Raw genomic sequence first — 25,018 nt, 5'->3', positions numbered from 1 at the left:
CGGGCTGTGAGGCTGCGGCTTGGCCTGGCGATTTTGGGAATGCTGGCGCTGGCGGCGCTGGCCGCGCCTCTGGCGCAGGGCTGGCTCGGGCATGACCCGAACCTGCCGGACCTGTTCGCGCGCTTCGAGGCGCCCTCCTGGACCCACCCCCTCGGCACCGATGCGCTGGGGCGGGACGCGCTGCTGCGGTTGCTCGCCGGCGCGCGGGTGTCGCTGGCCGTGGGCCTGGTCACGGCGCTGGTCGCGGCGGCGATCGGCACCACCATCGGGTTATTGGCGGCCTGGGCGGGGGGGCTCGCGGACGCGGCGCTGATGCGGCTGGCCGAGACCATGCTGGCCTTGCCCGCGCTGCCGCTGCTGCTGGTGCTGGCGGCGGCCGACCTGCCCTGGCTGCCGGGGGGCGACATCGGGCGCATCGTGCTGGTGCTGGCGATCTTCGGCTGGATGGGGGTCGCGCGGCTGGCGCGGGCGGCCGCACTTTCCACGCTGGCGCTGCCCTATGTGCGCGCGGCCCGCGCCCTGGGGGCGGGGGAGGCGCGGGTGCTGTGGCGTCATGTGCTGCCGGCGCTGGTCCCGCCCGTCGCGGTGGCGACGGCGCTGGCGGTCGCGGGGGCGATCCTGGCTGAAAGCACGCTCTCCTTCCTCGGCCTCGGCATCCGCCCGCCGCTCGCCTCCTGGGGCAACATGCTGGCCAATGCGCAGGAGATGGTGCTGGAGGCGCCCTGGCAGGCGGTCTGGCCGGGGCTCTGCATCATGGCGGCGGTGGCAGGCGCCGGGCTGGTCGCGGATGGGGCGCGGCGGTAGCGGCATCACGCAGCCGTGCATCGCGTAACGATACCGGAACGATAGAACGGGTCCCCGGGACGAGCCGAGGGGATGATGATGAAGCTGCTGGGACGATCGCTGCTCTGGGGCCTGGCCGGCGCGGTGCTGCTGCCGCTGGGGGTCGGGGCCGCGATGCTGGTCTTCACCATCTTCGAGCCGATCTGCACCCAGCCCTCGGATTCCGGCGGCTGCGCCATGGGCATCGCCACCATCCTCGGGCTGCTGATCCCGGTGGGGGCGGTGCTGTTCCTGCTCACCACCCTGATCCGCGGCGCCTTGCGGGGCTGATTCTCCACGCCTCGCGCGTGGAATGACCCAGGCTGCGGCCTAGCCGCTTTTCCGGCGCAGGCGTAGAGTCCCAGGCATCCGAACGCGACAAAAAGGCCAGGTCGATGACCCCCCCCGCCACGCCCATCCGCGCCAACTCCCCCGCCGCCCGCGACGTCGCCTATGCGCTGCATCCCTATACGGATCTGCGCGCGCATGCCGAGAACGGCCCGCTGATCATCGCGCGTGGGGAGGGCGTGCGGGTCTATGACGACCAGGGCCGCGACTACATCGAAAGCATCGCCGGGCTCTGGTGCGCCTCGCTCGGGTTTTCGAACGACCGCCTGGTGGCGGCCGCGACGAAGCAGATGAAGGAACTGCCCTTCTACCACGCCTTCACCGGCCGCTCGCACGGGCCGCTGATCGAGTTGTCGGAGATGCTGGTGGAGCGCGCGCCGCTCGCCAATGGCGGGGCCGCGATGAGCAAGGTGTTCTTCGCCAACTCCGGTTCGGAGGCGAATGACACCGCGCTGAAGATGATCTGGTACTTCAACAACGCGACCGGCCGCCCGTTGAAGAAGAAGGTCATCAGCCGGGTGAAGGGCTACCACGGCGTCACCATCGCCGCGGCCTCGCTGACCGGCCTGCCCGCGAACCACAAGCTGTTCGACCTGCCGATCGCCGGCATCTTCCACACCACCACCCCGCATTTCTACCATGAGGGGCAGGAGGGCGAGACCGAGGAGGCCTTCGCCACCCGCTGCGCCGACGACCTGGAAGCGCTGATCCTGCGCGAGGGGCCGGACACCGTGGCCGCGATGTTCGCCGAGCCTGTGATGGGCGCCGGCGGCGTGATCGTGCCGCCGCGCACCTATTGGGCCAAGATGCAGGCGGTGCTGCGCAAGTATGACGTGATGCTGGTCGCCGATGAGGTGATCTGCGGCTTCGGGCGCACCGGCAGCTACTGGGGCTGCCAGACCTTCGACATCACCCCGGATATCCTGACCTGCGCCAAGGCGCTGTCCTCGGCCTTCCTGCCGATCTCGGCGGTTGTGGTCAGCGATCGCGTCTTCCAGGGCCTCGCGGATGGCAGCAAGACCATCGGCACCTTCGGCCATGGCTTCACCTACTCCGGCCATCCGGTCGCCGCCGCCGTCGCGGTGGAAACGCTGAAGATCTATGACGAGATGGATATCGTGGGCCACGCCCAGCGCGTGGGCCCCTACATGCAGGCAGCCCTGAAGGCGCGCTTCGGCGCGCATCCGCTGGTCGGCGAAGTGCGCGGCATCGGCATGGTCGCGGCGGTGGAACTCTCCCCCGACCCGGCGGGTCGGAAGAACTTCGACCCCGCCGCCAAGATCGGCCCGCGCCTCGTCAAATATGGCGAGAAGCACGGCATCATCCTGCGCTCGACCCCGGGCGACAGCATCGCGATCTCGCCGCCGCTGGTGATGGTCGAGAATGAGGTCGATGAGATGGTCGAACGCTTCGGCCGCGCGGTGGATGATCTCGCGGTGGAGTTGCGGCGGGAGAGCCTCGCGGCGGTCTGACGCCACAGGCCCTGCGCATGCAACAAGGCAGGCGGCTTCGGTCGCTTGCCTTTTTGCGGACCTCAAAGCATTATAGTATAACATTGCGATTGAGGCCTTCCGATGCACCGACGTTCCCTCCTGGCCGGGCTTGCCGTCGGCTTGCCGGTCTTTCCCCTGCGCGCCCAGGGGGCCGTCCCCGTCGTCGCCTCCTTCACCATCCTGGCCGACATGGCCCGCACCATCGGGGGCGAGCGCGTCTCGGTGCGCCAGATCGCGGGGCCGGATGTGGATGCGCATGGCTTCCAGCCGCGCCCGTCGGATGCTGTCGCCATCCGCGATGCCACGGCGATCATCCGCAACGGGCTGGGCTTCGATCCCTGGTTCGACCGCCTGGCCAACAATGCCCGGGGCCGCATGATCACCGCGACCGAGGGCATCACCCCCCATGCCATGGAGGGCCATCATCACGATCATGGCGATGGCGCCGAACGCCGGCGGGCGCATACCGTGCCCTCCGGTCTCACGCCCGATCCCCATGCCTGGCAGGATCTGCGACTTGGCCAGTCCTATGTCCGCACCATCGCCGCGGGGCTTGCCGCGGCCGATCCCGCCGGGGCCGCAACCTATGCCGCCAATGCCGAGGCCTACCTCGCAAGGCTCGCCGCCCTGGACGCCTGGGTGCGCGCGCAAATCGGGACGGTGCCGCCCGAGCGCCGCCGCGTCGTCACCAGCCACGACGCCTTCGGTTATTTCGGCGCGGCCTACGGGGTGGAGTTCCTCGCACCCCAGGGCATCTCCACCGAGGCGCAGCCCTCGGCCGCAGATGTCGCCCGGCTGATCCGCCAGATCCGCGCCGAGCACATCACCGCCGTCTTCATCGAAAGCATGACCAGCCCCGCCCTGGTCAACCGCCTGGCTGCGGAGGCGAATGTGCGGGTCAGCGGGCGGCTTTACGTCGATGCGCTCTCCGCCCCCGACGGGCCGGCGCCGAGCTACGAGGCGATGTTCCGCCACAATATCGGACTGCTGGTGCCGGCGATGCTGGGCAGCGTGCCATGAGGCGCGCGCTTCTGGCCTTCGCGCTGCTCGTCCCCGTGGCGGCAGCGGCGCAGGAGGTGCGGCTGGAGGGGTTCCGGCCACACATCACCGGCGAGGTCGATATGGGCCTCTATGCCATCGACACGCTGAACGGTTCGGCGCCGCGCCGGCAGGGCACCAATGCCTTCGCCTTCGGCGAGATCGCCGCCGGGCTGCACCTCGCGCCCAATTTTTCCATCCAGGGCGTGCTGAACACCGAACCGGCCGGGGAGACCGAGCCGAATGGCGGCGTCACCGGCTTCCGCTACGCCGCCGCCTCGGTCGAGGCGCTCTTCGCCGAATGGCGGCCGAGCGAGACGGTGATGCTCTATGCCGGCAAGTTTTCCGCCCCCTTCGGGCGGGGGCATCATGACTTTCCCGGGGTGCTGACCGCGATCCGCGCGCATGAAGTCTATCTCATCAAGGAATCGGTGGGCGCGGGCGGGAGCTGGACCTTCCTCTCCGATGCCGTCCTCGGCGAGCACGATCTCTCGGTCGCGGTCTTCGGCTATGACACCAGCCCGCTCTCCAACACGCTGATCACCCGGCAGCGCTGCTGCCGCGAAGGCTTCGAGCGCTACCGCCGCAACACCCGCGACCAAGGCGGCGCCGGCAACACCGGCCAGATGGACAGCGTTGCCGTGGCGCTGGATGGCGACCACTTCGGCTGGCTGCCGGGGCTGTCCTACCATGCCTCGGTGCTGTCGCGTGGGGCGGGGCGGGATGGCACCGCGCGCGAATGGGGGGTGGCGGGCGCGCTGCGCTACGATCTGGCCTGGACCGAGACGCTCCGCACCCTGGTCTTCGCCGAGGCCGCCGCCTTCCGCAACGCCGGTGGCCGGCCGGCGGAGGAGATCGAGACCGGCATCGATGCCGCGGGCGATGCAACCTACGACACCGCCGGCGTCGGCGAGCGGCGGGTCTTCTCGACCCTCGGCGCGCGGACGAGCTGGGAGGGCTGGCGCAGCACGCTGGCCTGGCAGAAGGACCAGCGCAAACGCACCGCCAATGCCGTGCCGACGGAGGATTATGTCGAATGGTCGGTGGGGCGGGACATCGGCTGGGGCTTCGGGGTGGATGTCGGCTGGCAATACGCCCGCTACGCGCGGGAGGAGGGGGGCCGCGGCCAGTCCAATGCCGCGATCGGGGTGCTGCGCTGGCGCCAGACCTTCTGACCGGACCCTTCTGATCAGAAAGGCGCCCGGAAAATTGCGCGGGCGGGTCAACGCCGTCGCCTCTCATGCGTTAGCCAGCCAGGGGAGGGCCTGCAGGTCCTTCTTCAATGGGGCCAGTCAGGCCTCGGCTCAGGCAAGACGGGAAACGCGATGTCCGACCAGCAGACCCTACGTGAACAGCGGCTTCGGGAAAAAGCCTATCAGCTCTGGCAGGAGGCCGGCTCGCCCGAGGGCGAGGACGATCGCTTCTGGCAGCAGGCCATTGCCGCGACCGAGCATGAGGAAGACGCCCTCGACGAGACGGTGGAGGAAAGCTTCCCGGCCAGCGATCCGCCGGCCAATTCCGGGATCATCGGGCCGCAGGTCGCCCGCAAGAGGAACGGACGACAGGCGGTTTGAAGCTGGCCGCGGGGCACGCCCCGCCGTTCAGCCTCCACACGCCGGGTTTGGGCCATTGCCCACACCCGGTTGCCGCCCGATCATTGGCGCTCACCGAGGACAGGGCGCCCATGGCCAGGCAGTTTCCGGCGCTGGATGACCAGCAGATCGCCTTCATCGGGCGCCAGCACATCTTCTTCACCGCCACGGCGACGGCGGAAAGCCGGGTGAACATCTCGCCCCGCGAGGGGAGCGCGCTGCGCGTGCTCGATGCCACCACCGTCTGCTACCTCGACCGCACCGGCAGCGGGATGGAGACCGCGGCGCATCTGCTGGCCGATGGCCGCATGACCATCATGTTCTGCGCGGTGGAGGGGGCGCCGCTGATCCTGCGCCTCTATGGCCGCGGCACCGTGCTGCCATGGGGCAGCGAGGCCTATGCGGCGCTGCTGGCCGCGCGATACGACGGGGTGGAGCCGATGGGCGCACGGCAGATCGTGCGGCTGGACATCGATCTGGTGCAGACCTCCTGCGGCTATGGCGTGCCCTTCTTCGATTACGCGGGGGAACGCGACAGCATGGACCGCTGGGCCCGGGCCAAGGGCGAGGCGGGCCTGCGCGCCTACCGCGCGGAAAAGAACAGCCGCAGCATGGATGGGCTGGAGACGGGCCTCACGGGGTGAGCGGCGAGCCGCGTCGAAAGGCCAGCAGCAGGTTGTCGGCCGGCATCTGGGTGACCTCGGGCGGGGCATAGCCCGCGGCGGCCGCGAGCGCCGCGACATCCTCCAGCGCCCTGATGCCCCATGCGGGGTTGCGGGCGCGCAGATCGGCGTCGAAGGCGACATTGCCCGGCCCGGTGTGGCGCCCCTCGCGCCGGTAGGGCCCATAGAGGAACAGCGGCGCCCCGAGCGCCGCCGCACCCCGCACCAGCCCCTCGGCGGCCGGCCAGGGGGCGATATGGATCATGTTGATGCAGAGCACCGCATCCGCCCGGACGATCGGCCAGGGCGGGCTCGCGGCATCCAGCGCCAGGGCCGGGCGCAGATTGGGCAGGCCGGACCCGGCGGCCCAGGCGTCGATGCTGGCCCGCGCGCCGGGCTCCGGGTCCGATGGCTGCACCACCAGCCCCGGCATGGCGCGGGCGAGATGCACCGCATGCTCGCCCGAACCGCTCGCGATTTCCAGCAGCAGCCCGGCCTGCGGCAGATGCGGCCGCAGGGCCTCCAGGATAGGGTTACGGTTGCGTGCGGCGGAGGGCGCGAAGCGTCGGGGATCGGTCATGGCAGCGCCGACCTGCGCCTGGGCCGGATGTGATGCAACCCGAATCCGGTGCCGCTCGTCAGGGATGGGTCAGGGTCTGGCCGTGGTGATTCGGCTGGACGTGGTGCGCGGCATGGATCAAAACAGGAACATCGGCAGTTGGCCGCGGCTGCCGGCCGTATTGGTGAGAGCGGATCGACACACTATATCCGGGGTGTTCTTCACATCATGTGTCAACATCTTGTGTCGTCCTGGGGGAAAAGCGCATGATCCGTCCCTGGGGATTACCGAGTTGGGGGATGTGACCGTGTTGGATGCCGCATTAGGGGATTCGTCACCCGTGTTTGAGGCTGTTGATGCCGCGGGCGTGCAGCTCGCAGGACAGGGGCAGGTCAGGATCGATCGGTCGCGCGATGCGCTGCTGACCGATTTCGGCCGCGCCACGCTCGATGACCGCTACCTGATGCCAGGGGAATCCTATCAGGACCTCTTCGCGCGGGTGGCCTCGGCCTATGGCGACGACACCGCGCATGCGCAGCGCATCTACGATTACATCAGCAAGCTCTGGTTCATGCCGGCGACGCCCGTGTTGTCGAACGGAGGGACGCAGCGGGGGCTGCCGGTCTCCTGCTTCCTCAACGAGGCGAATGACAGCCTCGATGGCATCGTGGGCCTGTGGAACGAGAATGTCTGGCTCGCCTCCAAGGGCGGCGGCATCGGCTCCTACTGGGGCAATCTGCGCTCGATCGGCGAGAAGGTCGGCCAGAACGGCAAGACCTCCGGCGTGGTGCCCTTCATCCGGGTGATGGATAGCCTGACGCTGGCGATCAGCCAGGGCTCGCTGCGCCGCGGCTCGGCCGCCTGCTACCTCCCGATCAGCCATCCCGAGGTCGAGGAATTCGTCGAGATGCGCCGCCCCACCGGCGGCGATCCGAACCGCAAGGCGCTGAACCTCCACCACGGGCTGCTGCTCTCCGACGCTTTTATGCGCGCGGTGGAGAATGGTGAGGATTGGGCGTTCACGAGCCCCAAGGACGGCGCGATCGTGCGCAAGGTTTCGGCGCGCAGCCTCTGGATCCGCATCCTCACGGCGCGGATCGAGACCGGCGAGCCCTACATCATCTTCTCCGACCAGGTGAACAACGCCCGGCCCGAGCACCACAAGCTGGCGGGGCTGGAGGTGAAGACCTCCAACCTCTGCTCCGAGATCACCTTGCCGACTGGCGTCGACCAGCATGGGCGGGAGCGCACCGCGGTCTGCTGCCTGTCCTCGCTGAACCTGGAGACCTGGTTCGAGTGGAAGGATGATCCCCACTTCATCCCCGATGTGATGCGCTTCCTGGACAATGTGCTCCAGGGCTTCATCGACACCGCGCCCGACAGCATGGCCCGCGCCAAATACAGCGCGATGCGGGAACGCTCGGTCGGCATGGGGGTGATGGGCTTCCACTCCTTCCTGCAAAAGATGGGCGTGCCCTTCGAGAGCGCGATCGCCAAGGTCTGGAACAAGCGGATGTTCAAGCACATCCGCGATCAGGCGGATGTGGCGAGCCGCCTGCTGGCCGAGGAACGCGGGCCCTGCCCGGATGCGGCCGAATACGGCTTCATGGAGCGGTTCTCGAACAAGATGGCGATCGCGCCGACCGCCTCGATCAGCATCATCTGCGGCGGCGCCAGCCCCGGGATCGAGCCGATCGCGGCCAACGTCTATAACCACAAGACGCTCTCCGGCTCCTTCATCGTCCGCAACCCGTATCTACAGACGGTCCTGGCCAAGCATGGGCGGGATGACGACGACACCTGGACCTCGGTCACCGTCACCAAGGGCTCGGTCCAGCACCTCGACTTCCTGACCGATCAGGAGCGCGCGGTGTTCAAGACCGCCTTCGAGCTGGACCAGCGCTGGGTGGTGGAGCATGCCGCCGACCGCACGCCCTTCATCTGCCAGAGCCAGTCGGTGAACCTGTTCCTGCCGGCCGATATCCATAAGCGCGACCTGCACCAGATCCACATGGCCGCGTGGAAGAAGGGGATGAAGTCGCTCTATTACTGCCGGTCGCTGTCGATCCAGCGCGCCGATACCATCAGCGAGAAGGTGGTGGGGCAGGGCGATGTGATGGCGGCCCATGTGGCACAGCCGATCGCGCTGTCGCTGATGGTGAAGGCGGAAAGCACGGATTACGAGGAATGTTTGGCCTGCCAGTGATGACGGCCCCCGGGAGGGCGCCGCCCTCCCGGACCCTCCCGCCAGGAAACTGAGTTTCCTGGACCTTCCCCTTTTGCTCTCAAATGTGAAATTCGCAGGGGCTGCCAATCCAATGACGAAACAGTAGAAATTTTTGTGGCGCGTGCAAACGATGCTTCTTGAGTGAGCCGACGTATACCTGAAGCGGTGGATAAATTCGAAGCGGCTGAACAATATACAAAATACACATTTCCAGCGCGCGAATAAAATGTGAAATCAAGTAAAGATTGCCCAATTTGATTTACTTAATTTTAGATCGGCGCGAGTGGTCTGGTGAAAAATATATTTTAATTGCGGGATGCAAGACCGTCAGGGTCTTGCCGGGGTGCGCGAGGGGCAGCGCCCCTCGCCGACGCAACATCGAAGGAATGAGAGAACCACAATGCCCGACGGCACCCAGCCCCCCCCAAAATTCGACCTGTTGACCGCCAATCCGGTCTACAAGCCGTTCCGCTATCCTTGGGCCTATGATGCCTGGCTGACCCAGCAGCGCATCCATTGGCTGCCGGAAGAGGTGCCGCTCGCCGATGACGTCAAGGACTGGCAGAAGAACCTGACCGCGTCCGAGCAGAACCTGCTGACGCAGATCTTCCGCTTCTTCACCCAGGCCGATGTCGAAGTGAACAACTGCTACATGAAGCAGTATTCACAGGTCTTCAAGCCGACCGAAGTGCTGATGATGATGTCGGCGTTCTCGAATACCGAGACGATCCACATCGCCGCCTATTCGCATCTGCTCGACACCATCGGCATGCCGGAGAGCGAGTACACTGCCTTCCTCAAGTACAAGGAGATGAAGGACAAGTACGACTACATGCAGGCTTTCACGGTCGAGAACAAGACCGAGATCGCCAAGACCCTGGCCGCCTTCGGCGCCTTCACCGAGGGGTTGCAGTTGTTCGCATCCTTCGCGATCCTGATGAACTTCCCCCGCTTCAACAAGATGAAGGGGATGGGGCAGATCGTCTCCTGGTCGGTGCGCGACGAGACGCTGCATTGCCTGTCGGTGATCCGCCTGTTCCGCACCTTCGTGCAGGAAAACCCGGAGATCTGGACGGAGCAGTTCCGCGCCGATCTGTACCAGATCTGCTCGACCATCGTGGATCACGAGGACGCCTTCATCGACCTCGCCTTCGAACTGGGCGGCGTGCAGGGCCTCGATGCGGAATCCGTGAAGCGCTACATCCGCTTCATCGCCGACCGCCGCTTGCAGCAGTTGGGGCTGGAGGAAATGTACCACATCGAGCGCAACCCGCTGCCCTGGCTCGATGAGATGCTGAACGCGGTCGAGCACATGAACTTCTTCGAGGGCCGCGCCACGGAATATTCCCGCGCCGCGACCAGCGGCACCTGGGAAGAGGCCTTCGCGGAGGGCGTCTTCACCACCCCGCAGCCGGGTGGGGCCATCCTGCCCACGGTCTGACCGCCGCGCGGGCGGCATGGTTTCCGTGCCGCCCGGCTTGGCCTATCTAGCGGCCATGCTCCGTCCCATACGCGCCATCGCTCTGGTCCTCATGCTTCTCCTCGCCGGGCTCTGGGGGGCCGCCTGGGTGCTGCGCGCCCCGGGTGAGGGGATCGCGGAATCCTTCGTCCGCCAGCTCGCCTTCTTCAGCGGGGCCGGCCTGCCGCCGCCCTCCGCCGGCGGCGTGACCCTGCCGGAGGGCGTGACCCTCGGCGGTCCCTACAGCCTGACCGACCAGACCGGCCGCGCGGTGACCGAGGCGACCTACGCCGGTGGGCTCAGCCTGATGTATTTCGGCTTCACCTATTGCCCCGATGTTTGCCCCACGGAACTCGGCATCATCGGGCAGGTGATGGAGGAACTCGGGCCGGATGCCTCGCGTGTCACACCAATTTTGGTAACGATTGATCCAGAACGCGACACGCCCGAGGTGCTTGCTGCCTATGTTGTGAATTTCCACCCGAAAATGGTGGGGCTGACTGGGACGGCGGCGCAGATCGCCGATGTTGCGCGAAAATTTCGCGTGTATTACCAGAGAGTGCGGAACGCGGAAAATTCCGATTATCTGATGGACCATTCGTCCTTCATCTATCTGGTCGGATCCGACGGCCGTGTACGCGGCCTGTTCCGCCCCGGTTCGGCGCCCGAGGCGATTGCCGAGGCCGTACGGGGCGCACTTCGGGCCGGATAACCAGACAGTGACCAATTGACCGTCGCGAAATAGATGACATTCGAATGAAAAGTGGAAATACTGCCATGGGCCCGACGCATTCTGGCTTCACTGAGGATCGTGGCCCAACGAGTCGCGGCTCACGCAAGGAGAGCGAAGGTATGTCGGCCGAGTTGAACGATCCCTATGCCGTGCTGGAAGCCCCACGCGGCACGGTCACGATGCCCCGCCACACGCGCCGGTTGTCGGACAAGATCCTGATCGCCTTTCATCACGCATGTGACCAGGGGGACTTCGAGGTAGCGGATGAGTTGCTCCGCGTCCTCGAGATGATGTTGACGCGCCGGCCAATGACGCCGGACGTCAATCGCCGGAAAAACATCGAGAGCCTGGTGGCGGCGCATGAGCGCCTCTGGCTGCTGCGCCACCCCGAGGCGAACGAGCGCTGATCATGGTTGCAGGTCACGCTGCATCAGCGTGACCTCCTGCTGGTGCCAGGCATCCATGCCGATCGGGCGCCAGCCAAGCCTTGCATAGAATTCCGCCGCATCGGGCGTGAACAGCCAGATGCGCGCGAAGCCGGCTGCGGCCGCGTGCCGTTCCACCATGCGGACCAGCGCCGCGCCGATCCCCTCCCGCCGCGCATCCGGGCGGACGTAGAGGCTGGCGAGCCAGGGGTTCAGATCGGCCCGGTCGAACAGATCATCTTCATCCAGCGCCACGGTGCCGAGCGGCATCCCGCCCGCGACCGCGACCCAGACCATGGGAATGCCGGGGCCGCGGGCGCCGGCGCAATATTCGATGGTCTCGGCGAGGCTCCAGCCATCCTCCTCCCACCAGGCGCGGTGGAGCCAGCCGCAGACCTCCGCCTCGAAGCCGCTGCCGCCGAGCGGGATGATCCTCACGCGATCTCCTCCCAAGGCAGGTCCCGCCAGGACAGGAACCCGCCCTTGCCGGCGCCGGTGTCGAGGAAATGCGCGACCCCGCCGGCCGCGCCCGGCCAGCTTGTCGGCACGTCGCGCCGCTCATGGCCGACATAGGCGGTGATCCCGCGCGGCAGCAGGTCGATCCAGTCGTGCCGCCGTTCGGGGAAGCCATCGGGGTTGGTGCGCCCGGTCACCTCGCCATAGATCGCGCGCGCGACCGCTGGCGTGGTGCGCCGCGCCCCGGCATCGGGTGGCGGCAGGCCGTGCTCCATGGCCGGGTGCCAGGCGGCGTGGATGAAGCGATGGGCGCGCAGCCCGGCCCAGGCCGGCGCCGTGGCGATGGCCGCGATGGTGGCGGCGGTCAGGGCATCACGATCCGGTGCCACCGAAAGCTGCGCCAGCGTCGCGGTCAGCCCATGGGTCGGCGCCACTCCGCGCCCGGTCAGCGCCCGGCGCAGGCGGTGGTCGTGGTTGCCCAGCATGAACATGCCCGACCCGGCCCCGAGCAGGCGCAGCATGGCGCGCAGCACGGAAGGGCTATCTGGCCCGTGGTCGGTCAGATCGCCGAGTTGCAGCACGAACAGCCCCAGCGCCTCGGCCCCCGCGACGGCGGCGGCGAAGGCCTCGGCCTCGCCATGCACATCCCCGACCACCCGCAGCCCGGCAAAGCGTTGGCGGTCGGGCGGCCAGCTCACGCCGTCACCTCGGCATAGGCCGCCAGGGCGCGGGCGCGGCCCTCGGCATGGCCGATGACCGGGGCCGGGTAGCCGCGCCGCAGCGCGGCCGGCGCCTCCCAGGGCGCATGGATCAGGGCGTCCGGCAGCCCGGCCAGTTCCGGCACCCAGCGCCGCACGTAATCGCCCGCTGCGTCGAATGTCCGGCCCTGGAGGATCGGGTTGAACACCCGGAAATAGGGCGCCGCATCCGCCCCGCAGCCCGCGACCCATTGCCAGGAGGCGCTGTTGGAGGCGAGGTCGCCATCCACCAGGCAATCCCAGAACCAGGCCGCCCCGGCCTGCCAGGGCTGCAACAGATGCTTCACCAGCAGCGAGGCCGCGATCATCCGCACCCGGTTGTGCATCCAGCCGGTCTGCCAGAGCTGCCGCATCCCCGCATCCACGATCGGATAGCCGGTGCGCCCCTGCTGCCAGGCGCGCAGCAGCCGCGCATCCGGCGCCCAGGGGAAAGCGGCGAAGGCAGGCCGCAAGGGGTGCTCCGGCATCTCCGGGCGGTGGAACAGCAGATGGTAGGAGAACTCGCGCCAGAGGATTTCCTTGAGGAACACCGTGGCCTGCACCCCGTTGGCCGCGACGGCCTGCCAGACCTGGCGCGGCGAGACCTCCCCGAAGCGCAGATGCGGCGAAAGGCCGGAGGTGCCACCGCTGACCCCCGGCAGGTCGCGCTGCGCGGCATAGAACGCGAGCCCGCCGGCGATGAAGTGCTCCAACCGCCGTGCCGCGCCGGCCTCGCCCGGCTGCCAAGGCCCGGCGAACCCGTCGGCCCAGTCGCGGCGGGGCAGCAGCGCCAGATCGTCGGAGGCTGGCGCGCCGGGCGCGGCTTGCAGCCGGGTCGGGGGCGGCAGCGCCGGCCCGGGGTCGCCGGCCGCCAGCACCGCGCGGGCGAAGGGGGTATAGACTTGGTAGTATCCGCCCGTGCCGGTCTTCACCGCCTCCGGCTCATGCAGCAGGCTGCCGCGATGGCGCACCAGGCGCCGGCCCAGCGCCGCCAGCGCCATGGCCACGACCTCATCCTGCCGCCGGCCCCAGGGCTCGTAGCGGCGGGCGACATGGGTCTCGGCGGCGCCGATGGCCTCGGCCAGGGCAGGGATGATGGTGGCCGCATCGCCGCGCAGGCAGACCAGCGGCGCGCCAAGCGCAGCCAGATCCGCCCCCAGCCGGGCCAGGCTGTGATGCAGCCACCAGCGCTGCGCGCCGCCATGCGCCCAGGGGCCGGCGGCGGCGTCATCCAGCACGAACACGGGCAGGATCGGCCGGTCCGCGACCGCCGCCAGCGCCGGGTTGTCGGCGAGGCGCAGGTCATTGCGGAACCACAGGAGGGCGGGTGCGGTCATGCCAGCGCGGGCGCCCGGGTCGGGAAGGAATAGAGCCGGTCCCGCCCCAGCAGGAACGCCCGCCCGCCGCGCGGGAAATGCGCCGCCAGCGCCGGGTCGCGCACGTCCAACCCCCCGCAGAAGGCGCCGAAGGCCGGCAGCACCACCCGCCGCCCATCCGCGAGGAAACACGGCCGGGTCACGCCCCCGGCCCGGGTCGGCATGGTCGCCTTGGGGTGGAAATGGCCGCTGATCTCGGCATTCGCTCCCAATCGGGCGATGTGGCGGAACACCAGCGGACCCAGGCTCAGCTCCTCGACCGCCTCGCCCGGCAGGTCGTGCGGCGCCACCGGATCGTGATTGCCCAAGGCCCAGATGACCCGGATGCCGGCAAGCATGGCCGCCAGCATCCCCCGCTCGGCGGCGGCGAGGCGGGAGGAGCCGTCGCGGTCGTGGAAGGAATCGCCCAGGAAGACCAGCACCTGCGGCGACCAGCGGCGCAGCAGGGGCGCGAGGCGCGACAAGGTCTCGCGCGTGTCATAGGGCGGCAGGAAGCGGCCACGGGTGGCGGCGGCGCTGCCCTTCTCCAGATGCAGGTCGGCCACGGCGAGCAAGCGCTGCGCCGGCCAGGCCAGCACCCCGGCCGGGTCCAGCGCCAGCCGCTCGCCGGCCAGATGCAAAGGTGCTGCGATCACCCGGTCACCGCCTTGCCGGCATGGCGGATGAAGCGGCTTTTCCGCGGGCCTCCGCCCCGGCGCGGCACATGGCGTTCGCCGCGGGAGGGCACGGCATCGGTCACCTCGGCCAGCAGCCCGTAGAAGTGGTCGGTGCCGTCGGTGGCCTCGGCGACCAGCGCCTCGGCCTCGGCCAGCAGCGAATCCTCGGCCCCGCCGGCGATCCATTCCCGGCCTTCCTCGATCAGCGCGGGCACGGCCAAGGGCGAGACCTGTTCCAGGACACGGTGGCGGATGCCGCCCTGCCGGGCACGGGCCAGGAGGGCAGCGATGCGGGCGATGTCGGTGAGCCCGCCCGCGGCCTCGGCGCGGGTCGCGCGCAGCAGGATGTGGTCGGGCTCGTGCCGGCGCAGCACGTCATAGATCAGATCGGCGTTCATGGTCATGGCCTTGCCGGATTTCTCGGCGCCGGGGTGATGCTTTTCCAGCAGTCCCGCGATGGTCGCGATGTTCCGGAAGGTGCGGCGGAGCATCGAGCTGTCGGCGATCCACTCCTCAAGCTCCTCGCCCAGAATGTCCTCCTGGAACAGATGCGCGATATCGGTGGGCTCGAAGGCGCTCCAGATCGCCAGCACGTAATCGGTCCCCAGAAACCCGAGCGGGCCGAGCCCCGCATGCTCCATCCGCCGCGTCAGAAGCATCCCCAAGGTCTGGTGGGCGAGCTTGCCCTCGAAGGTATAGGCGACCAGGAACCAGCGCCCGCCACGGGGGAAGGTCTCCACCAGCAGCCCGTCGCGCGGGGGCAGTTCGCTGCGCAGGCGCTGCATCGCCAGCCAGTCCCGCACCGGCTCCGGCAACCCGCCCCAGCGGCGCGGATCGCTGAGGATGGCGCGCACCCGCGCCGCCAGCCAGGTGGTCAGCGGCATCCGGCTGCCGGCATAGGCGGGCACGCGCGGAGAGCCCTCGCCGCCACGGGAGACGATGGCGGCGGTGGGGTCCAGCCGCTCGTATTGCAGGAGTTGCCCCGCGAAGATGAAGCAGTCGCCGATGGTGAGGGTGGAGATGAACCATTCCTCGACCTCGCCGAGGATGGGGCCGCCGCGCAGCTTCACCTTCACCAGCGGCGTCTCCACGATGGTGCCGAGGTTCATGCGTAGCTGGCGGGCGACGCGGGTGTCGCGGACATGGATGCGGCCCTCGGCGTCGCGGAAGAGTTTCCGAAACCTTTCATAGGCTTGCAGGGCGTAGCCACCATCTTCCACGAAGCGCAGGCAGTCGTCGAAATCCTTTCGGGTCAGCGCGGCATAGGGGGAGGCGCGCAAGACCTCGGCATACAGCTCGTCCGGCAGGAACGGGGCGGAGCAGGCCATGGCCAAGATGTGCTGCGCCAGCACGTCGATGCCGCCGGGGCGGGGCGGGTCGCCATCCAGCTCATGCGCGGCGATGGCCTCGATGGCGGCGGTGCATTCGATGACCTCGAAGCGGTTGGCCGGGACCAGCACGGCGTTGGAGGCCTCATCCATACGGTGATTGGCGCGCCCCACCCGTTGCAGCAGCCGGGCGACGCCCTTGGGGGCGCCGACCTGGATCACCTGGTCCACCGCCCCCCAGTCGATGCCGAGGTCCAGGCTCGCGGTCGCGACCACGGCGCGCAGGCGCCCCACGGCCATCGCCGCCTCCACTTTTCGACGTTGCTCGACGGTGAGGGAGCCGTGATGGAGGCCGATCGGCAGCACCGCCTCGTTCAGCCGCCACAGCGCCTGGAAGATAAGTTCGGCCTGGGCGCGGGTATTGACGAAGACGATGGTGACGCCGGCGGTCTCGATGCGGCGGTAGATCTCAGGCGCGCTGGCGAGGCCCATGTGGCCACCCCAGGGCAGATGCCCTTCGGGGAGGATGATCTCCAGCTTCGGCGGCGCGCCATCCTCGCCCAGCACCAGGGCCACGCTCTCCGCCTGCCCGTCCGGGGCGATGAAGGCCCGCAGCGGATCGGGGTGGGCGACGGTCGCCGACAGCCCCACCCGCCGCGCCGCCGGGGCCAGGGTGGCGAGGCGCGACAGGCAGAGGGTCAGCTGGTCGCCGCGCTTGGTGCCGGCCAGCGCGTGGATCTCATCCACCACCACCGCATGCAGCCCGGCGAACATCTGCGCCGCCTCCGGCGAGGCGAGCAGCAAAGTCAGGCTTTCGGGCGTGGTCAGCAGCAGATGTGGCGGATCGGCCCGCTGGCGCTGGCGGCGGTTGACGGGGGTGTCGCCGGTGCGGGCTTCGATGCGGATGGGCAGGCCCATCTCGGCCACGGGCGCGGTCAGGTTGCGGGCGATATCGACGGCCAGCGCCTTCAGCGGCGAGATGTAGAGCGTGTGCAGCCCGGGGCGCGGGTTCTTGGCGAGGTCCACCAGGGAGGGCAGGAAGCCCGCCAAGGTCTTGCCGCCACCGGTGGGGGCCACCAGCAGCGCCGAGCGGCCGGCGCCCGCGGCCTCCAGCAGGGCAAGCTGGTGCGCCCGTGGCGACCAGCCTCGGGCGGCGAACCAGGCGGCAAAGAGTTCCGGCAATGTTCCCATCAGCCCGCCAGATATGCCAGGGGTCGGGGCGGGCGGGAAGGGGGCAACGCCGGGGCGGGCTGCCGCGTTTCGATCCCGAAGGAGACCGACCCATGCGCCGCGTGACGAAGAACCCGTTCATGAGCCTATGGCTCAGCGCCGCCAACCGCGCCGCCGGCGCCGGGCTCGGGCTATGGACCGCCGCCGCCCGCCGTCAGCAGGCGGCGATGACCCGGAAGGCGATCAACGACTTCTGGAAGACCGGCACGAAAACGCGCCGCAAGAAGAGCTAATCCGCGAATTCCGGCGCCTCTTTCGCCAAAATCCGCTTGATGCTTTCCAGATGCAGCCGCGCCGCCTCGCCGTCCGTGGCGCGCATCTGCTCATAGGTTTTCCGCGCCAGCGCCTCGGGCACCGGCTTCAACACGCGCCCGGTGGACATGGCCAGCACCTGCGCCTCGGCCGCGCGTTCCAGGTAGTACAGGTCGTCCCAGGCGTCGCAGATCCGCTCGCCGACCACCAGCACGCCATGGTTCTTCATGAACACCACATCGGCGTCGCCGAGGCTGGCGGCGATGCGGTCGCCCTCGGCCTCGTCGAAGGCCAGGCCGTTGTAATCCTCATCCACCAAGGTCCGCCCCCAGAACTTCAGCGAGGACTGCCCGGCCCAGACCAGCGGCGGGCCTTCCAGCATCGCCAGCGAGGTCGCGAAGGGCATGTGGGTGTGGAAGGCGGCCTTGGCGCGCGGCGCCTTCAGATGCACCCGCGCATGGATGAAGAAGGCGGTCACCTCCGGCACCCCCTCCCCGGCGACGACATTGCCGGCATAGTCGCAGATCAGCAGGCGCGAGGCGGTGACCTCCGAGAACGCCCAGCCATAGGGGTTCACCAGGAACAGATCGTCCCGCCCCGGCACCACGGCGGAGAAGTGGTTGCAGATGCCCTCATGCATGCCGAGCCTGGCCGCCATCCGGAAGCAGGCGGCGAGATCCACGCGGGCGGCGCGGATCTCGGGGCTGTCCAGATCGCCGATGTTGTTCAGCTTGGGGGCGGCAAGGGCATGGGCCATGGCGAGGTGTCCGGGTGAATGAGCCTGCCACAGAAGCAGCCGGGGCGCGGTGAGGCAAGGCAAGGCGGCCCATGGCACCCCGGCCCGCCGGAATCCCGCGCTGGGCCGTTGCCCTTGGCGCCCCCGGCGGGCAGACAACAGCCATGTCTTGAAAGGTCAGACGGATGAGCGGCACCAACCGGAAGATCGATGCGCAGCGGCTGTGGGACAGCCTGATGGCCATGGCCGAGATCGGCGCGACGCCCAAGGGCGGCGTCAAGCGCCTGACCCTGACCGAGGTGGACCGCCAGGGGCGGGACCGCTTCGCCGGCTGGTGCGCGGAGCTGGGGCTGACCCTGCGCGTCGATTCCATCGGCAATATGTTCGCCCGCCGCGCTGGCCGCGACCCCGCGCGGCTGCCGGTGCTGCTCGGCAGCCATCTCGACAGCCAGCCCTCCGGGGGAAAATTCGATGGCGCGCTCGGCGTGATCGCGGGGCTAGAGGTGATGCGGTCGCTGCATGACCTCGGCATCGAGACCGAGGCGCCGATCGAATTGGTGAACTGGACCGATGAAGAAGGCAGCCGTTTCGGCCATTCCCTGATGGGCAGCGGCGTCTGGGCCGGGGTCTATGGCCAGGAGAAGGTTTTCGGCCTGCGCGATGTCGATGGCGTTTCGGTCAGGCAGGCGCTGGATGCCATCGGCTACCATGGCCCGCATCCCGCCGCCCCTTTCCCGGCGGATGCCTATTTCGAGCTGCACATCGAACAGGGCCCGATCCTGGAGGCCGAGGGCAAGCAGATCGGCATCGTCACCGGCGCCCAGGCCCAGGTCTGGTGGGATGCCGTCCTCATTGGCCAGGACAGCCATGCCGGCACCACCCCACCCTCCACCCGTCGCGACGCGCTGCTGGGGGCGGCACGGGTCATCGAGCTGGTGGACCGCATGATGCGCGCCCGGGGCGAGGAGGGCCGTGGCACCGTCGGCTTCCTTCAGGTGGTGCCGAACAGCCGCAACGTGATCCCGGGCGAGGTCCGCTTCTCCGTCGAGTTCCGCCACCCCGACACGGAGGAGATCGAGCGGCTCGCGGCGGATTTCCCCAGGCTCGCCCAGGGCATCGCCGATGAGCTGCGCCTCGGTCTGACCCTGACCGAGCTGTTCCGCTTCCCCCACCAGCCCTTCGACCCGGGCTGCGTGGCCCTGGTGCGCCAGGCGGCCGCCCGGCTGGGGCTGCCGGCGCGGGAGATGGTCAGCGGCGCGGGACATGACGCGGTCTATGTCGCGCGCCACGTGCCGACGGCGATGATCTTCACCCCCTGCAAGGATGGGCTCTCGCACAACGAGGCCGAAAGCATCCTGCCGGAGGAGGCGGCCGCCGGCTGCCAGGTGCTGTTCGAGGCGGTGGTGGCGCGGGCGAACCGGGCGATCTAGAGTGGTTGACGTGAGCGCAAGCGGACGGAAACCGCTCTGAGGCCAGGGGCGCCGCCCCTGGAACCCCGCTGGTTGAGGCCCCGGACCCAGGTTAGGCGTCCGCGAGCACGCGGCGCGCCGGTGTCCGCCCCAGCAGCCCCGGCACCAGCGCCTCGGCGGCCAGGGCGCCGGAAATCACCACGGCCTCGATCCCCGCGCCATGCGTCGCCGCCCCCGCCAGCACCAGCCCGGGCAGCGGCTGCTTCGTGGGCAGGGTATGGTCGATGCCATAGATCGCGCCCCCCGTGCTCCAGGCATAGCGCGCGAAGGTGACCGGCGAGGCATCGGCGCGGGCCACAATCCGTTCGCGCAGGTCGGGGATCACCTCGGCGGCGCGGGCGATCAGCCGCTCGCCCATCTCCGCCTTGCGCGCACGGTAGTCGGCCGAGCGCCGCCAGGCCTCCAGCGCCGGCGGAAATCCCGGATCCGGCGGCATCCACTCCGCCGCCTCCCGCTGCGACAGCAGCACCAGCAGTTCCAGCGTGGCATGCCCGGGCGGGGCGGCGGAGGGGTCCACCACCGAGGGCACCACCATCCCGACCGGCCCCAGCCGCGTCTGCGCATGCAGCACCGGCGGCAGGTCCAGCGCCCCGCGCAGCCCCAGATGCACACCAAAGGCCGAACAGGCCGGCGCCGCGGCGGCCAGGGCAGGGGAGAGGGCGCCCGCCGGCAGCAGATGCCGCGCGGCGGCGATGGGATCGCCGTTCAGCACCACCGCGGCGGCCGCCAGCTCCTGGTCCCGGCCCGAGGCATCGCGGAGGAGGATGCCGCTCGCCTGCCCGCCCTCGGCCAGGATGCGCCGGACCTCATGGCCCCGGTGCACCTCCCCGCCACGGGCGCGGATGGCGCTGGCCAGCGCCTCGGCCAGGCGCCCGGAGCCGCCCAGCGGATAGACCCCGCCGTGGAAGGCATAGCCGAACAGCGGGACCATCCGCGCGACGGTCAGCGTCTCCGGCCGGTCGGTGAGGTAGCCGGCCAGCGCCGAGACGCGGTGTTTGGCGCCCTCGCCCCGCAGATGCCGCGTGACAAACTCATCCCAAAGCCGCGGCATCCAGGCCACCGCCAGCGGATGCGCCCGGGCGAAGCCGAGCAGCGCCTGGGGCGAAGCCGGCGTCCCCGGAATCCCGCAGCGTCCGGCGCCGGTGCTGAACATCGCATCATAGATCATGCGCAGCTCGGCGAAGAAGTCGCGCAGCCCGGTCGCATCCTCGGGGTGCAGCGCGGCCAGGGCGGCGACATGCGCGGCCGGGTCGCGTGGCGGGTCAAAACTGCCCTCCGGCGTCCAGAAGCGGTGGTCCAGCCGGCGCATCGGCACGTCCTCCGCGATGCCCAGACGCTCGAAGACCGCGCGCACCGGGCCGCCTTCCTGCCAGCCCGAAATGTCATGCACCCCGGAATCGAAGCGGAAGCGCAGGGGTTCGCCGGTCGCCGGATCACCCCCCCGCGCCCGCCGCACCCAGGTGTGCGCGAAGCCGCCGAGCAGGTCGTGCTGTTCATGCACGCTCACCTGGACGCCGGCATCGGCCAGCAGGGCGGCCGCGGTCAGCCCGCCGATCCCGGCGCCGATGATGCGCACCGGCGGTGCGCCGGCCCGCAGCAGGGCCGGGGCGGGCCAGGGTTCGGGGTCCCGCGCGCGGACCATGGCGGCAAGGCCCCGCCGCACCAGCCAGGGCGGCAAGGCCACCGAGGCCAGGCTGCCCAGCGCCAGCGGTCCCCAATGCAGCCAGCCGGGCGCGGCCATCACATCGGTCAGCGCGAGCCAGGCGAAAAGCCCGGCCCAGAGCCCCGAAATCGCCCGGTTCATCGACAGGAACAGCGGGGTCTGCGTCGCCCCCGCGTAATCGGCGCTGGAAAAATCCGCGGTCCAGGGACGGCCGAGCGCCAGGCTCGCCGCGGCTCCCAGCGCGAGCCAGCCCATCAGCACCGCCATCGCATGGCGTTCCACCAGCGGCAGCGGCAGCAGATGCGCGGCCAGCAGGCTCGCCAGCCCCGCCAGCATGGCCAGCTCCAGCGGCCGCCATGTGCCGCGGCGCCAGAGCCAGAGGGCGCGCGCCAGCGCCATCGCCGCCGCCAGCCCCGCCGCGGCCGTGGCCCAGCCGAGCCAGAGCCCGACGAGGTAGAGAATCATCGGCCCGAGCCCGAGATGCACGCGGAGAAAGGTCTTCACTTGCGGTGCCGGCCCATGGACATGGCCCTCCTTCGCGGGGAAGTTGACATCATAAACATGCGGGTTATGTGATCGGTGTCAACATCAAGATCCCCATACCATCACGGTGATCTGCGCGCGGCCATGCTCGACCGCGCCGATGCGCTGCTCGACGCCGGCGGCGATGGCGCGATCAGCCTGCGGGAGGTCGCCCGCGCCGCCGGGGTCTCGGCCACCGCCGCCTATCGCCATTTCGCGGACAAGGAGGCGCTGCTCGCGGCGCTGGCGGCGCGGCACTATGCCGATTTCGGCACGGCCCTGGCGGGGGCGTCGCTGACGGGGATGGGCCGTGCCTATATCCGCTTCGCCCTGGCCCGGCCGGGGCGGTTCCGGCTGATGTTCGGCCCGCTGCTGGCGCGCGCGGCGGCGCATCCCGAGCTGGCGGCGGCCTCCCGCGCCGCCTTTGCGGCACTGAGCGCCGCCGCCTCTTCGCCGGATGAGGCCTTGCGCGCCTGGGGCCTGGTGCACGGGCTCGCGCATCTGCTGCTGGATGGCGCCATCCCGGCACCGGATCAGGAGGCGCTGATCGCGCGGCTCATCCCCTAGGGCCGCGCCCCTGGTTGGCGCGGCGCCGGGCGGGGGGTATATCCCGCCCCCTTCTGACCCAGGCCGAAAGCATCCCATGGCGAACCCACCCACCAGCATCCAGGACACGCCGGAGAAGGACGCCGACGTCGGCGGCATCGCCGCCGATCGCCTGCGCAGCATCATCGAGCGCGTGGAACGCCTGGAAGAAGAGAAGAAGGCCCTGTCCGGCGACATCAAGGACATCATGCAGGAGGCCAAGTCGGCCGGCTTCGATGCCAAGGTGATCCGCCAGATCATCTCCATCCGCAAGAAGGAGCCGGCCGAGGTGGAGGAGCAGGAGACCCTGCTCGACCTCTACCGCCGCGCCCTGGGCATGTAGCAACCAGGGGCGTCGCGCGCCGTTGTCTCCTCTGACACCGCAGAGGAGACAACGCGATGACCCAGCCAACCGATCCCGCCGCGGCCCGCGCCAAGGCGCTGGAGATGATCAAGGACATCCGCGTGGCCATGCTGGTCACCCACGATGCCGTGGGCGGCCTGCGGGCGCGGCCGATGCATGCGCTTCAGACCGATCCCGACGGCACGCTCTGGTTCTTCACCAAGGGCCATACCGGCAAGACCTCGGAGATCGCGGCCGATCGCGAGGTCCTGCTGACCTACGCGAATCCGGCCAACCAGGATTACGTCTCCGTCCAGGGCACCGCCGCGGTGCGGCACGATCCGGCGATGGCCGAACGGCTCTGGACCGAGGAGGCCCGCCCCTGGTTCCCGGAGGGGGCGCAAAGCCCCGATCTGGCGCTGCTCCAGGTCACCGCGATTTCGGCCGAGTATTGGGATGGGCGGTCCGGCGCCATGGCGGGGCTGTTCGGCTCCGTGCGTGCAGCGCTGACCGGCGAGCCCGAGCAGACGGCGGAGTCCGGCACCGCCCGCTTCTGACGCCTCAGTAGAGGGCGGCGATGCCGCCCTCATGCGCCTCCAGCACCGCGCGCCGCTTTACCTTCATGGTTGGCGTCAGCAGGCCGTTCTCCAGCGTGAAGGCGGGGACGACCGCGAACCGGCGGATGCGCTCCACCGGCGACACGCGGGCGTTGATCCGCTTCAACGCGGCTTCGGCATCCGCGCCCTCGGCCGGGACCACCAGGGCGACGAGGTTCGGGCGGCCCTCGCCCGCGATCACCGCCTGGAGAATCTCGGGCTCGGCCATCAGCAGGCTCTCGATCTTGGCCGGGCTGATCATGTCCCCGCCCAGGGTCTTGATGAAGTCGCGCTTGCGGTCGGTGATGACCAGCCGCCCGTTCTCCAGCACCCCGACATCGCCGGTATGCAGCCAGCCATCCTGGATGGCGCTGGCGGTGGCCTCGGGGTCGTTCCAATAGCCATCCATGACCAGCGGGCCGCGCACCAGCAACTCGCCATCCGCGGCGATCCGCGCCTCGACGCCGGAGAGCGGCGGGCCGACGGTGCGGCGGTGGTTGTCCCAGGGCAAGTTGACGCTGATCACCGGCCCGGCCTCGGTCTGGCCATAGCCCTGCAGCACGGGCACGCCGAGGGCGAGGAAGAAGCCCGAGAGGTCAGGGTCCAGCCGCGCCCCCCCGGAGACCATGGCCACCAGCCGCCCACCGAAGCGCGCCTGGATCTTGCGGCGCACCAGCCGGTCCAGGACCAGGTCCAGCAGCCGCTCCAGGGGGTTCAGCGGGGGGCCGTCCATCCGCCGCAGCCCCTGGGCCAACGCGCGGTCGAACAGCCAGCGCGCCATGGGGCCCGCTTTCTCCATCTGGCCCAGGATGCGGGCGCGCAGCACCTCGAACAACCGTGGCACCGCGGTCACGATGCTGGGGCGGATGTCGGCGAGTTCCGCCGCGAGGCGCTCCGCACCGCGCGAATAGACCACCTCGATGCCGAGCGAAGGCAGCAGGAAGCAGCCGACGGTATGCTCGTAGGAATGCGACAGCGGCAGGAAGCTGAGGTAGCAGGTGCCATCCAGCCCAAGCCTGCGGGCGACCTCCGCGACGCCGGCGCGATTGGCGAGAAGCGCGCGATGCGGCTGCATCACCCCCTTCGGCAGCCCGCCGGTGCCGCTGGTATAGACGAGACAGGCGAGGCGCCCCGGCGGGATCGCCTCGGCCTCGGCCATCAGCATGGCGGCGTCCGCGGGGGTGGCATCGGCCTCGGCCCAGCCATGCCAGCCTTCCGCCGTCTCCATGCAGAGCCTCAGGTCGAGCCCGGCCTCGGCCGCCTGGTCGATCGCCCCGGCCAGCCGGGCGGTCGCGACGATCGCGGCCCTGGCCCCCGAATCGCGCAGGATATGGGCGTGGTCGGCGACGGTGTTGGTCACATAGGTCGGCACCGTGACCGCGCCGATCGCCATGATGGCGGTATCGGCGATGGGGAATTCGGGGCGGTTCTCGGCCACCAGCAGCACGCGATCCCCCGGCGAGACCCCTTCGGCCCGCAGCCAGGCGGCGATCCGGGCCACGGAGAGCGCGAAATCGCCCCAGGAGGTCGTCTGCCAGCCGCCGCCCCGCCACACCCGCAGCATCGGCCGATCCGGCCAGCGCCGGGCGCAATCGAACAGCATCGACGGCAGGCTGTTCCACTCGTTTTCGGCCACGCGCGTCTCCGTCCCGTCCTGACCGGCTTGGCCCGGCCGTTTGCACGCTTATATCGGAGGGAACCCCAGTCGGAT

Annotated in this window: 25 protein-coding genes; 16 read left to right on the top strand and 9 right to left on the bottom strand. The window is 69.6% G+C overall.

Annotation, left to right across the window (positions count from 1 at the left end; genetic code table 11):
• Positions 1–6 precede the first annotated feature (6 nt).
• The 7 genes from C8P66_RS05250 to C8P66_RS05220 all read left to right on the top strand — a co-directional run bounded on the left by C8P66_RS05250 (position 7) and on the right by C8P66_RS05220 (position 5,937).
• Entirely contained in the window at positions 7–804 is a 798-nt protein-coding gene (locus tag C8P66_RS05250; protein ID WP_245903227.1) for an ABC transporter permease, read from the top strand.
• Positions 805–876: 72 nt separating this feature from the next.
• Entirely contained in the window at positions 877–1,113 is a 237-nt protein-coding gene (locus tag C8P66_RS05245) for a hypothetical protein (RefSeq protein ID WP_146422717.1), read from the top strand.
• A 104-nt stretch (positions 1,114–1,217) separates the two neighbouring features.
• Entirely contained in the window at positions 1,218–2,642 is a 1,425-nt protein-coding gene (locus tag C8P66_RS05240; protein WP_111397094.1) for an aspartate aminotransferase family protein, read from the top strand.
• A 102-nt stretch (positions 2,643–2,744) separates the two neighbouring features.
• The gene (locus C8P66_RS05235; protein ID WP_111397093.1) at positions 2,745–3,683 is read left to right on the top strand and encodes a metal ABC transporter solute-binding protein, Zn/Mn family; all 939 of its coding nucleotides are present in this window, start codon (positions 2,745–2,747) and stop codon (positions 3,681–3,683) included.
• Positions 3,680–4,876 carry a hypothetical protein gene (locus C8P66_RS05230; RefSeq protein WP_111397092.1) on the top strand — a complete coding sequence of 399 codons (1,197 nt, stop codon included), beginning with the start codon at positions 3,680–3,682 and terminating at the stop codon, positions 4,874–4,876. The genes C8P66_RS05235 and C8P66_RS05230 overlap by 4 nt, the downstream gene beginning before the upstream one ends.
• A gap of 150 nt (positions 4,877–5,026) precedes the next feature.
• A complete protein-coding gene (locus C8P66_RS24275) occupies positions 5,027–5,275 on the top strand; it encodes a DUF2934 domain-containing protein (protein WP_111397091.1) in 249 nt (82 codons plus the stop codon).
• 110 nt (positions 5,276–5,385) lie between these two features.
• Entirely contained in the window at positions 5,386–5,937 is a 552-nt protein-coding gene (locus C8P66_RS05220) for a pyridoxamine 5'-phosphate oxidase family protein (RefSeq protein WP_111397090.1), read from the top strand.
• Here the strand turns inward: C8P66_RS05220 and C8P66_RS05215 are convergent.
• Positions 5,927–6,535 (bottom strand): DUF938 domain-containing protein, encoded by a 609-nt coding sequence (locus C8P66_RS05215; protein ID WP_111397089.1) that lies wholly within the window; start codon positions 6,533–6,535, stop codon positions 5,927–5,929. The two genes, C8P66_RS05220 and C8P66_RS05215, sit on opposite strands and share 11 nt — an antisense overlap.
• A gap of 319 nt (positions 6,536–6,854) precedes the next feature.
• Between C8P66_RS05215 and C8P66_RS05210 the strand changes: the two genes are divergently transcribed.
• The 4 genes from C8P66_RS05210 (at position 6,855) to C8P66_RS05195 (ending at position 11,340) form a co-directional block, all read left to right on the top strand.
• Positions 6,855–8,720 carry a ribonucleoside-diphosphate reductase subunit alpha gene (locus C8P66_RS05210; protein WP_111397088.1) on the top strand — a complete coding sequence of 622 codons (1,866 nt, stop codon included), beginning with the start codon at positions 6,855–6,857 and terminating at the stop codon, positions 8,718–8,720.
• Between the two features lie 421 nt (positions 8,721–9,141).
• The gene (locus C8P66_RS05205) at positions 9,142–10,182 is read left to right on the top strand and encodes a ribonucleotide-diphosphate reductase subunit beta (RefSeq protein WP_111397087.1); all 1,041 of its coding nucleotides are present in this window, start codon (positions 9,142–9,144) and stop codon (positions 10,180–10,182) included.
• A gap of 91 nt (positions 10,183–10,273) precedes the next feature.
• Entirely contained in the window at positions 10,274–10,912 is a 639-nt protein-coding gene (locus C8P66_RS05200; RefSeq protein WP_245903225.1) for an SCO family protein, read from the top strand.
• Between the two features lie 200 nt (positions 10,913–11,112).
• Entirely contained in the window at positions 11,113–11,340 is a 228-nt protein-coding gene (locus C8P66_RS05195) for a hypothetical protein (RefSeq protein ID WP_111397143.1), read from the top strand.
• Here C8P66_RS05195 and C8P66_RS05190 read toward each other — a convergent pair whose 3' ends face one another.
• The 5 genes from C8P66_RS05190 to C8P66_RS05170 are packed head-to-tail and all read right to left on the bottom strand — an operon-like array spanning position 11,341 to position 17,102.
• The gene (locus tag C8P66_RS05190; protein ID WP_111397086.1) at positions 11,341–11,796 is read right to left on the bottom strand and encodes a GNAT family N-acetyltransferase; all 456 of its coding nucleotides are present in this window, start codon (positions 11,794–11,796) and stop codon (positions 11,341–11,343) included. It lies immediately after the preceding gene.
• On the bottom strand, positions 11,793–12,512 hold the full coding sequence (locus tag C8P66_RS05185; protein ID WP_111397085.1) for a metallophosphoesterase: 720 nt from the start codon (positions 12,510–12,512) through the stop codon (positions 11,793–11,795). Before C8P66_RS05185 ends, C8P66_RS05190 begins: the two co-directional genes overlap by 4 nt.
• Complete coding sequence (locus C8P66_RS05180; RefSeq protein ID WP_111397084.1) at positions 12,509–13,888, bottom strand: cryptochrome/photolyase family protein; 1,380 nt, start codon at positions 13,886–13,888, stop codon at positions 12,509–12,511. The genes C8P66_RS05185 and C8P66_RS05180 overlap by 4 nt, the downstream gene beginning before the upstream one ends.
• Positions 13,885–14,562: a ligase-associated DNA damage response endonuclease PdeM gene (gene pdeM / locus C8P66_RS05175; RefSeq protein WP_111397083.1), complete on the bottom strand. Its 678-nt coding sequence runs from the start codon at positions 14,560–14,562 to the stop codon at positions 13,885–13,887. Before pdeM ends, C8P66_RS05180 begins: the two co-directional genes overlap by 4 nt.
• The gene (locus C8P66_RS05170) at positions 14,559–17,102 is read right to left on the bottom strand and encodes a ligase-associated DNA damage response DEXH box helicase (protein WP_111397082.1); all 2,544 of its coding nucleotides are present in this window, start codon (positions 17,100–17,102) and stop codon (positions 14,559–14,561) included. The genes pdeM and C8P66_RS05170 overlap by 4 nt, the downstream gene beginning before the upstream one ends.
• A gap of 92 nt (positions 17,103–17,194) precedes the next feature.
• On the opposite strand from C8P66_RS05170, the gene C8P66_RS05165 reads away from it, so the two are divergent.
• Positions 17,195–17,374: a hypothetical protein gene (locus C8P66_RS05165; protein ID WP_111397081.1), complete on the top strand. Its 180-nt coding sequence runs from the start codon at positions 17,195–17,197 to the stop codon at positions 17,372–17,374.
• Here the strand turns inward: C8P66_RS05165 and C8P66_RS05160 are convergent.
• Positions 17,371–18,150, bottom strand: coding sequence for an aldolase (locus C8P66_RS05160; protein ID WP_111397080.1), 780 nt, complete (start codon positions 18,148–18,150; stop codon positions 17,371–17,373). The genes C8P66_RS05165 and C8P66_RS05160 overlap by 4 nt on opposite strands.
• Before the next feature lie 164 nt (positions 18,151–18,314).
• Between C8P66_RS05160 and C8P66_RS05155 the strand changes: the two genes are divergently transcribed.
• Positions 18,315–19,559: a Zn-dependent hydrolase gene (locus tag C8P66_RS05155; protein ID WP_111397079.1), complete on the top strand. Its 1,245-nt coding sequence runs from the start codon at positions 18,315–18,317 to the stop codon at positions 19,557–19,559.
• Positions 19,560–19,650: 91 nt separating this feature from the next.
• Here the strand turns inward: C8P66_RS05155 and C8P66_RS05150 are convergent, their stop codons facing one another.
• Positions 19,651–21,765, bottom strand: coding sequence for a phytoene desaturase family protein (locus C8P66_RS05150; protein WP_111397078.1), 2,115 nt, complete (start codon positions 21,763–21,765; stop codon positions 19,651–19,653).
• Between the two features lie 123 nt (positions 21,766–21,888).
• Here C8P66_RS05150 and C8P66_RS05145 point away from each other — a divergent pair, with 123 nt between their 5' ends.
• From C8P66_RS05145 to C8P66_RS05135, 3 genes are all read left to right on the top strand, one after another.
• Positions 21,889–22,350: a TetR/AcrR family transcriptional regulator gene (locus C8P66_RS05145; RefSeq protein WP_111397077.1), complete on the top strand. Its 462-nt coding sequence runs from the start codon at positions 21,889–21,891 to the stop codon at positions 22,348–22,350.
• A gap of 76 nt (positions 22,351–22,426) precedes the next feature.
• Complete coding sequence (locus tag C8P66_RS05140; RefSeq protein ID WP_111397076.1) at positions 22,427–22,711, top strand: DUF2312 domain-containing protein; 285 nt, start codon at positions 22,427–22,429, stop codon at positions 22,709–22,711.
• Positions 22,712–22,767: 56 nt separating this feature from the next.
• Positions 22,768–23,268, top strand: coding sequence for a pyridoxamine 5'-phosphate oxidase family protein (locus C8P66_RS05135; protein ID WP_111397075.1), 501 nt, complete (start codon positions 22,768–22,770; stop codon positions 23,266–23,268).
• A gap of 4 nt (positions 23,269–23,272) precedes the next feature.
• Here the strand turns inward: C8P66_RS05135 and C8P66_RS05130 are convergent, their stop codons facing one another.
• Positions 23,273–24,943 (bottom strand): AMP-dependent synthetase/ligase, encoded by a 1,671-nt coding sequence (locus tag C8P66_RS05130; RefSeq protein ID WP_245903223.1) that lies wholly within the window; start codon positions 24,941–24,943, stop codon positions 23,273–23,275.
• Between the last annotated feature and the right edge of the window lie 75 nt (positions 24,944–25,018).

The sequence above is a fragment of the Humitalea rosea genome (genome assembly GCF_003253705.1).
In the GTDB taxonomy this organism is placed as follows: Bacteria; Pseudomonadota; Alphaproteobacteria; order Acetobacterales; family Acetobacteraceae; genus Humitalea; species Humitalea rosea.
The sequence above is the reverse complement of the archived record's forward strand: the minus strand, read 5'-3'. Positions and strand labels throughout refer to the sequence as shown.

What these genes read in the sequence shown, in the direction of transcription:
- C8P66_RS05245 (WP_146422717.1), top strand. Translation starts at nt 877, where the DNA reads ATGATGATGAAGCTGCTGGGACGATCGCTGCTCTGGGGCCTGGCCGGC.
- C8P66_RS05240 (WP_111397094.1), top strand. Translation starts at nt 1,218, where the DNA reads ATGACCCCCCCCGCCACGCCCATCCGCGCCAACTCCCCCGCCGCCCGC.
- C8P66_RS05235 (WP_111397093.1), top strand. Translation starts at nt 2,745, where the DNA reads ATGCACCGACGTTCCCTCCTGGCCGGGCTTGCCGTCGGCTTGCCGGTC.
- C8P66_RS05230 (WP_111397092.1), top strand. Translation starts at nt 3,680, where the DNA reads ATGAGGCGCGCGCTTCTGGCCTTCGCGCTGCTCGTCCCCGTGGCGGCA.
- C8P66_RS24275 (WP_111397091.1), top strand. Translation starts at nt 5,027, where the DNA reads ATGTCCGACCAGCAGACCCTACGTGAACAGCGGCTTCGGGAAAAAGCC.
- C8P66_RS05220 (WP_111397090.1), top strand. Translation starts at nt 5,386, where the DNA reads ATGGCCAGGCAGTTTCCGGCGCTGGATGACCAGCAGATCGCCTTCATC.
- C8P66_RS05215 (WP_111397089.1), bottom strand. Translation starts at nt 6,535, where the DNA reads ATGACCGATCCCCGACGCTTCGCGCCCTCCGCCGCACGCAACCGTAAC.
- C8P66_RS05205 (WP_111397087.1), top strand. Translation starts at nt 9,142, where the DNA reads ATGCCCGACGGCACCCAGCCCCCCCCAAAATTCGACCTGTTGACCGCC.
- C8P66_RS05200 (WP_245903225.1), top strand. Translation starts at nt 10,274, where the DNA reads ATGCTTCTCCTCGCCGGGCTCTGGGGGGCCGCCTGGGTGCTGCGCGCC.
- C8P66_RS05195 (WP_111397143.1), top strand. Translation starts at nt 11,113, where the DNA reads ATGCCCCGCCACACGCGCCGGTTGTCGGACAAGATCCTGATCGCCTTT.
- C8P66_RS05180 (WP_111397084.1), bottom strand. Translation starts at nt 13,888, where the DNA reads ATGACCGCACCCGCCCTCCTGTGGTTCCGCAATGACCTGCGCCTCGCC.
- C8P66_RS05170 (WP_111397082.1), bottom strand. Translation starts at nt 17,102, where the DNA reads ATGGGAACATTGCCGGAACTCTTTGCCGCCTGGTTCGCCGCCCGAGGC.
- C8P66_RS05165 (WP_111397081.1), top strand. Translation starts at nt 17,195, where the DNA reads ATGCGCCGCGTGACGAAGAACCCGTTCATGAGCCTATGGCTCAGCGCC.
- C8P66_RS05160 (WP_111397080.1), bottom strand. Translation starts at nt 18,150, where the DNA reads ATGGCCCATGCCCTTGCCGCCCCCAAGCTGAACAACATCGGCGATCTG.
- C8P66_RS05155 (WP_111397079.1), top strand. Translation starts at nt 18,315, where the DNA reads ATGAGCGGCACCAACCGGAAGATCGATGCGCAGCGGCTGTGGGACAGC.
- C8P66_RS05145 (WP_111397077.1), top strand. Translation starts at nt 21,889, where the DNA reads ATGCTCGACCGCGCCGATGCGCTGCTCGACGCCGGCGGCGATGGCGCG.
- C8P66_RS05140 (WP_111397076.1), top strand. Translation starts at nt 22,427, where the DNA reads ATGGCGAACCCACCCACCAGCATCCAGGACACGCCGGAGAAGGACGCC.
- C8P66_RS05135 (WP_111397075.1), top strand. Translation starts at nt 22,768, where the DNA reads ATGACCCAGCCAACCGATCCCGCCGCGGCCCGCGCCAAGGCGCTGGAG.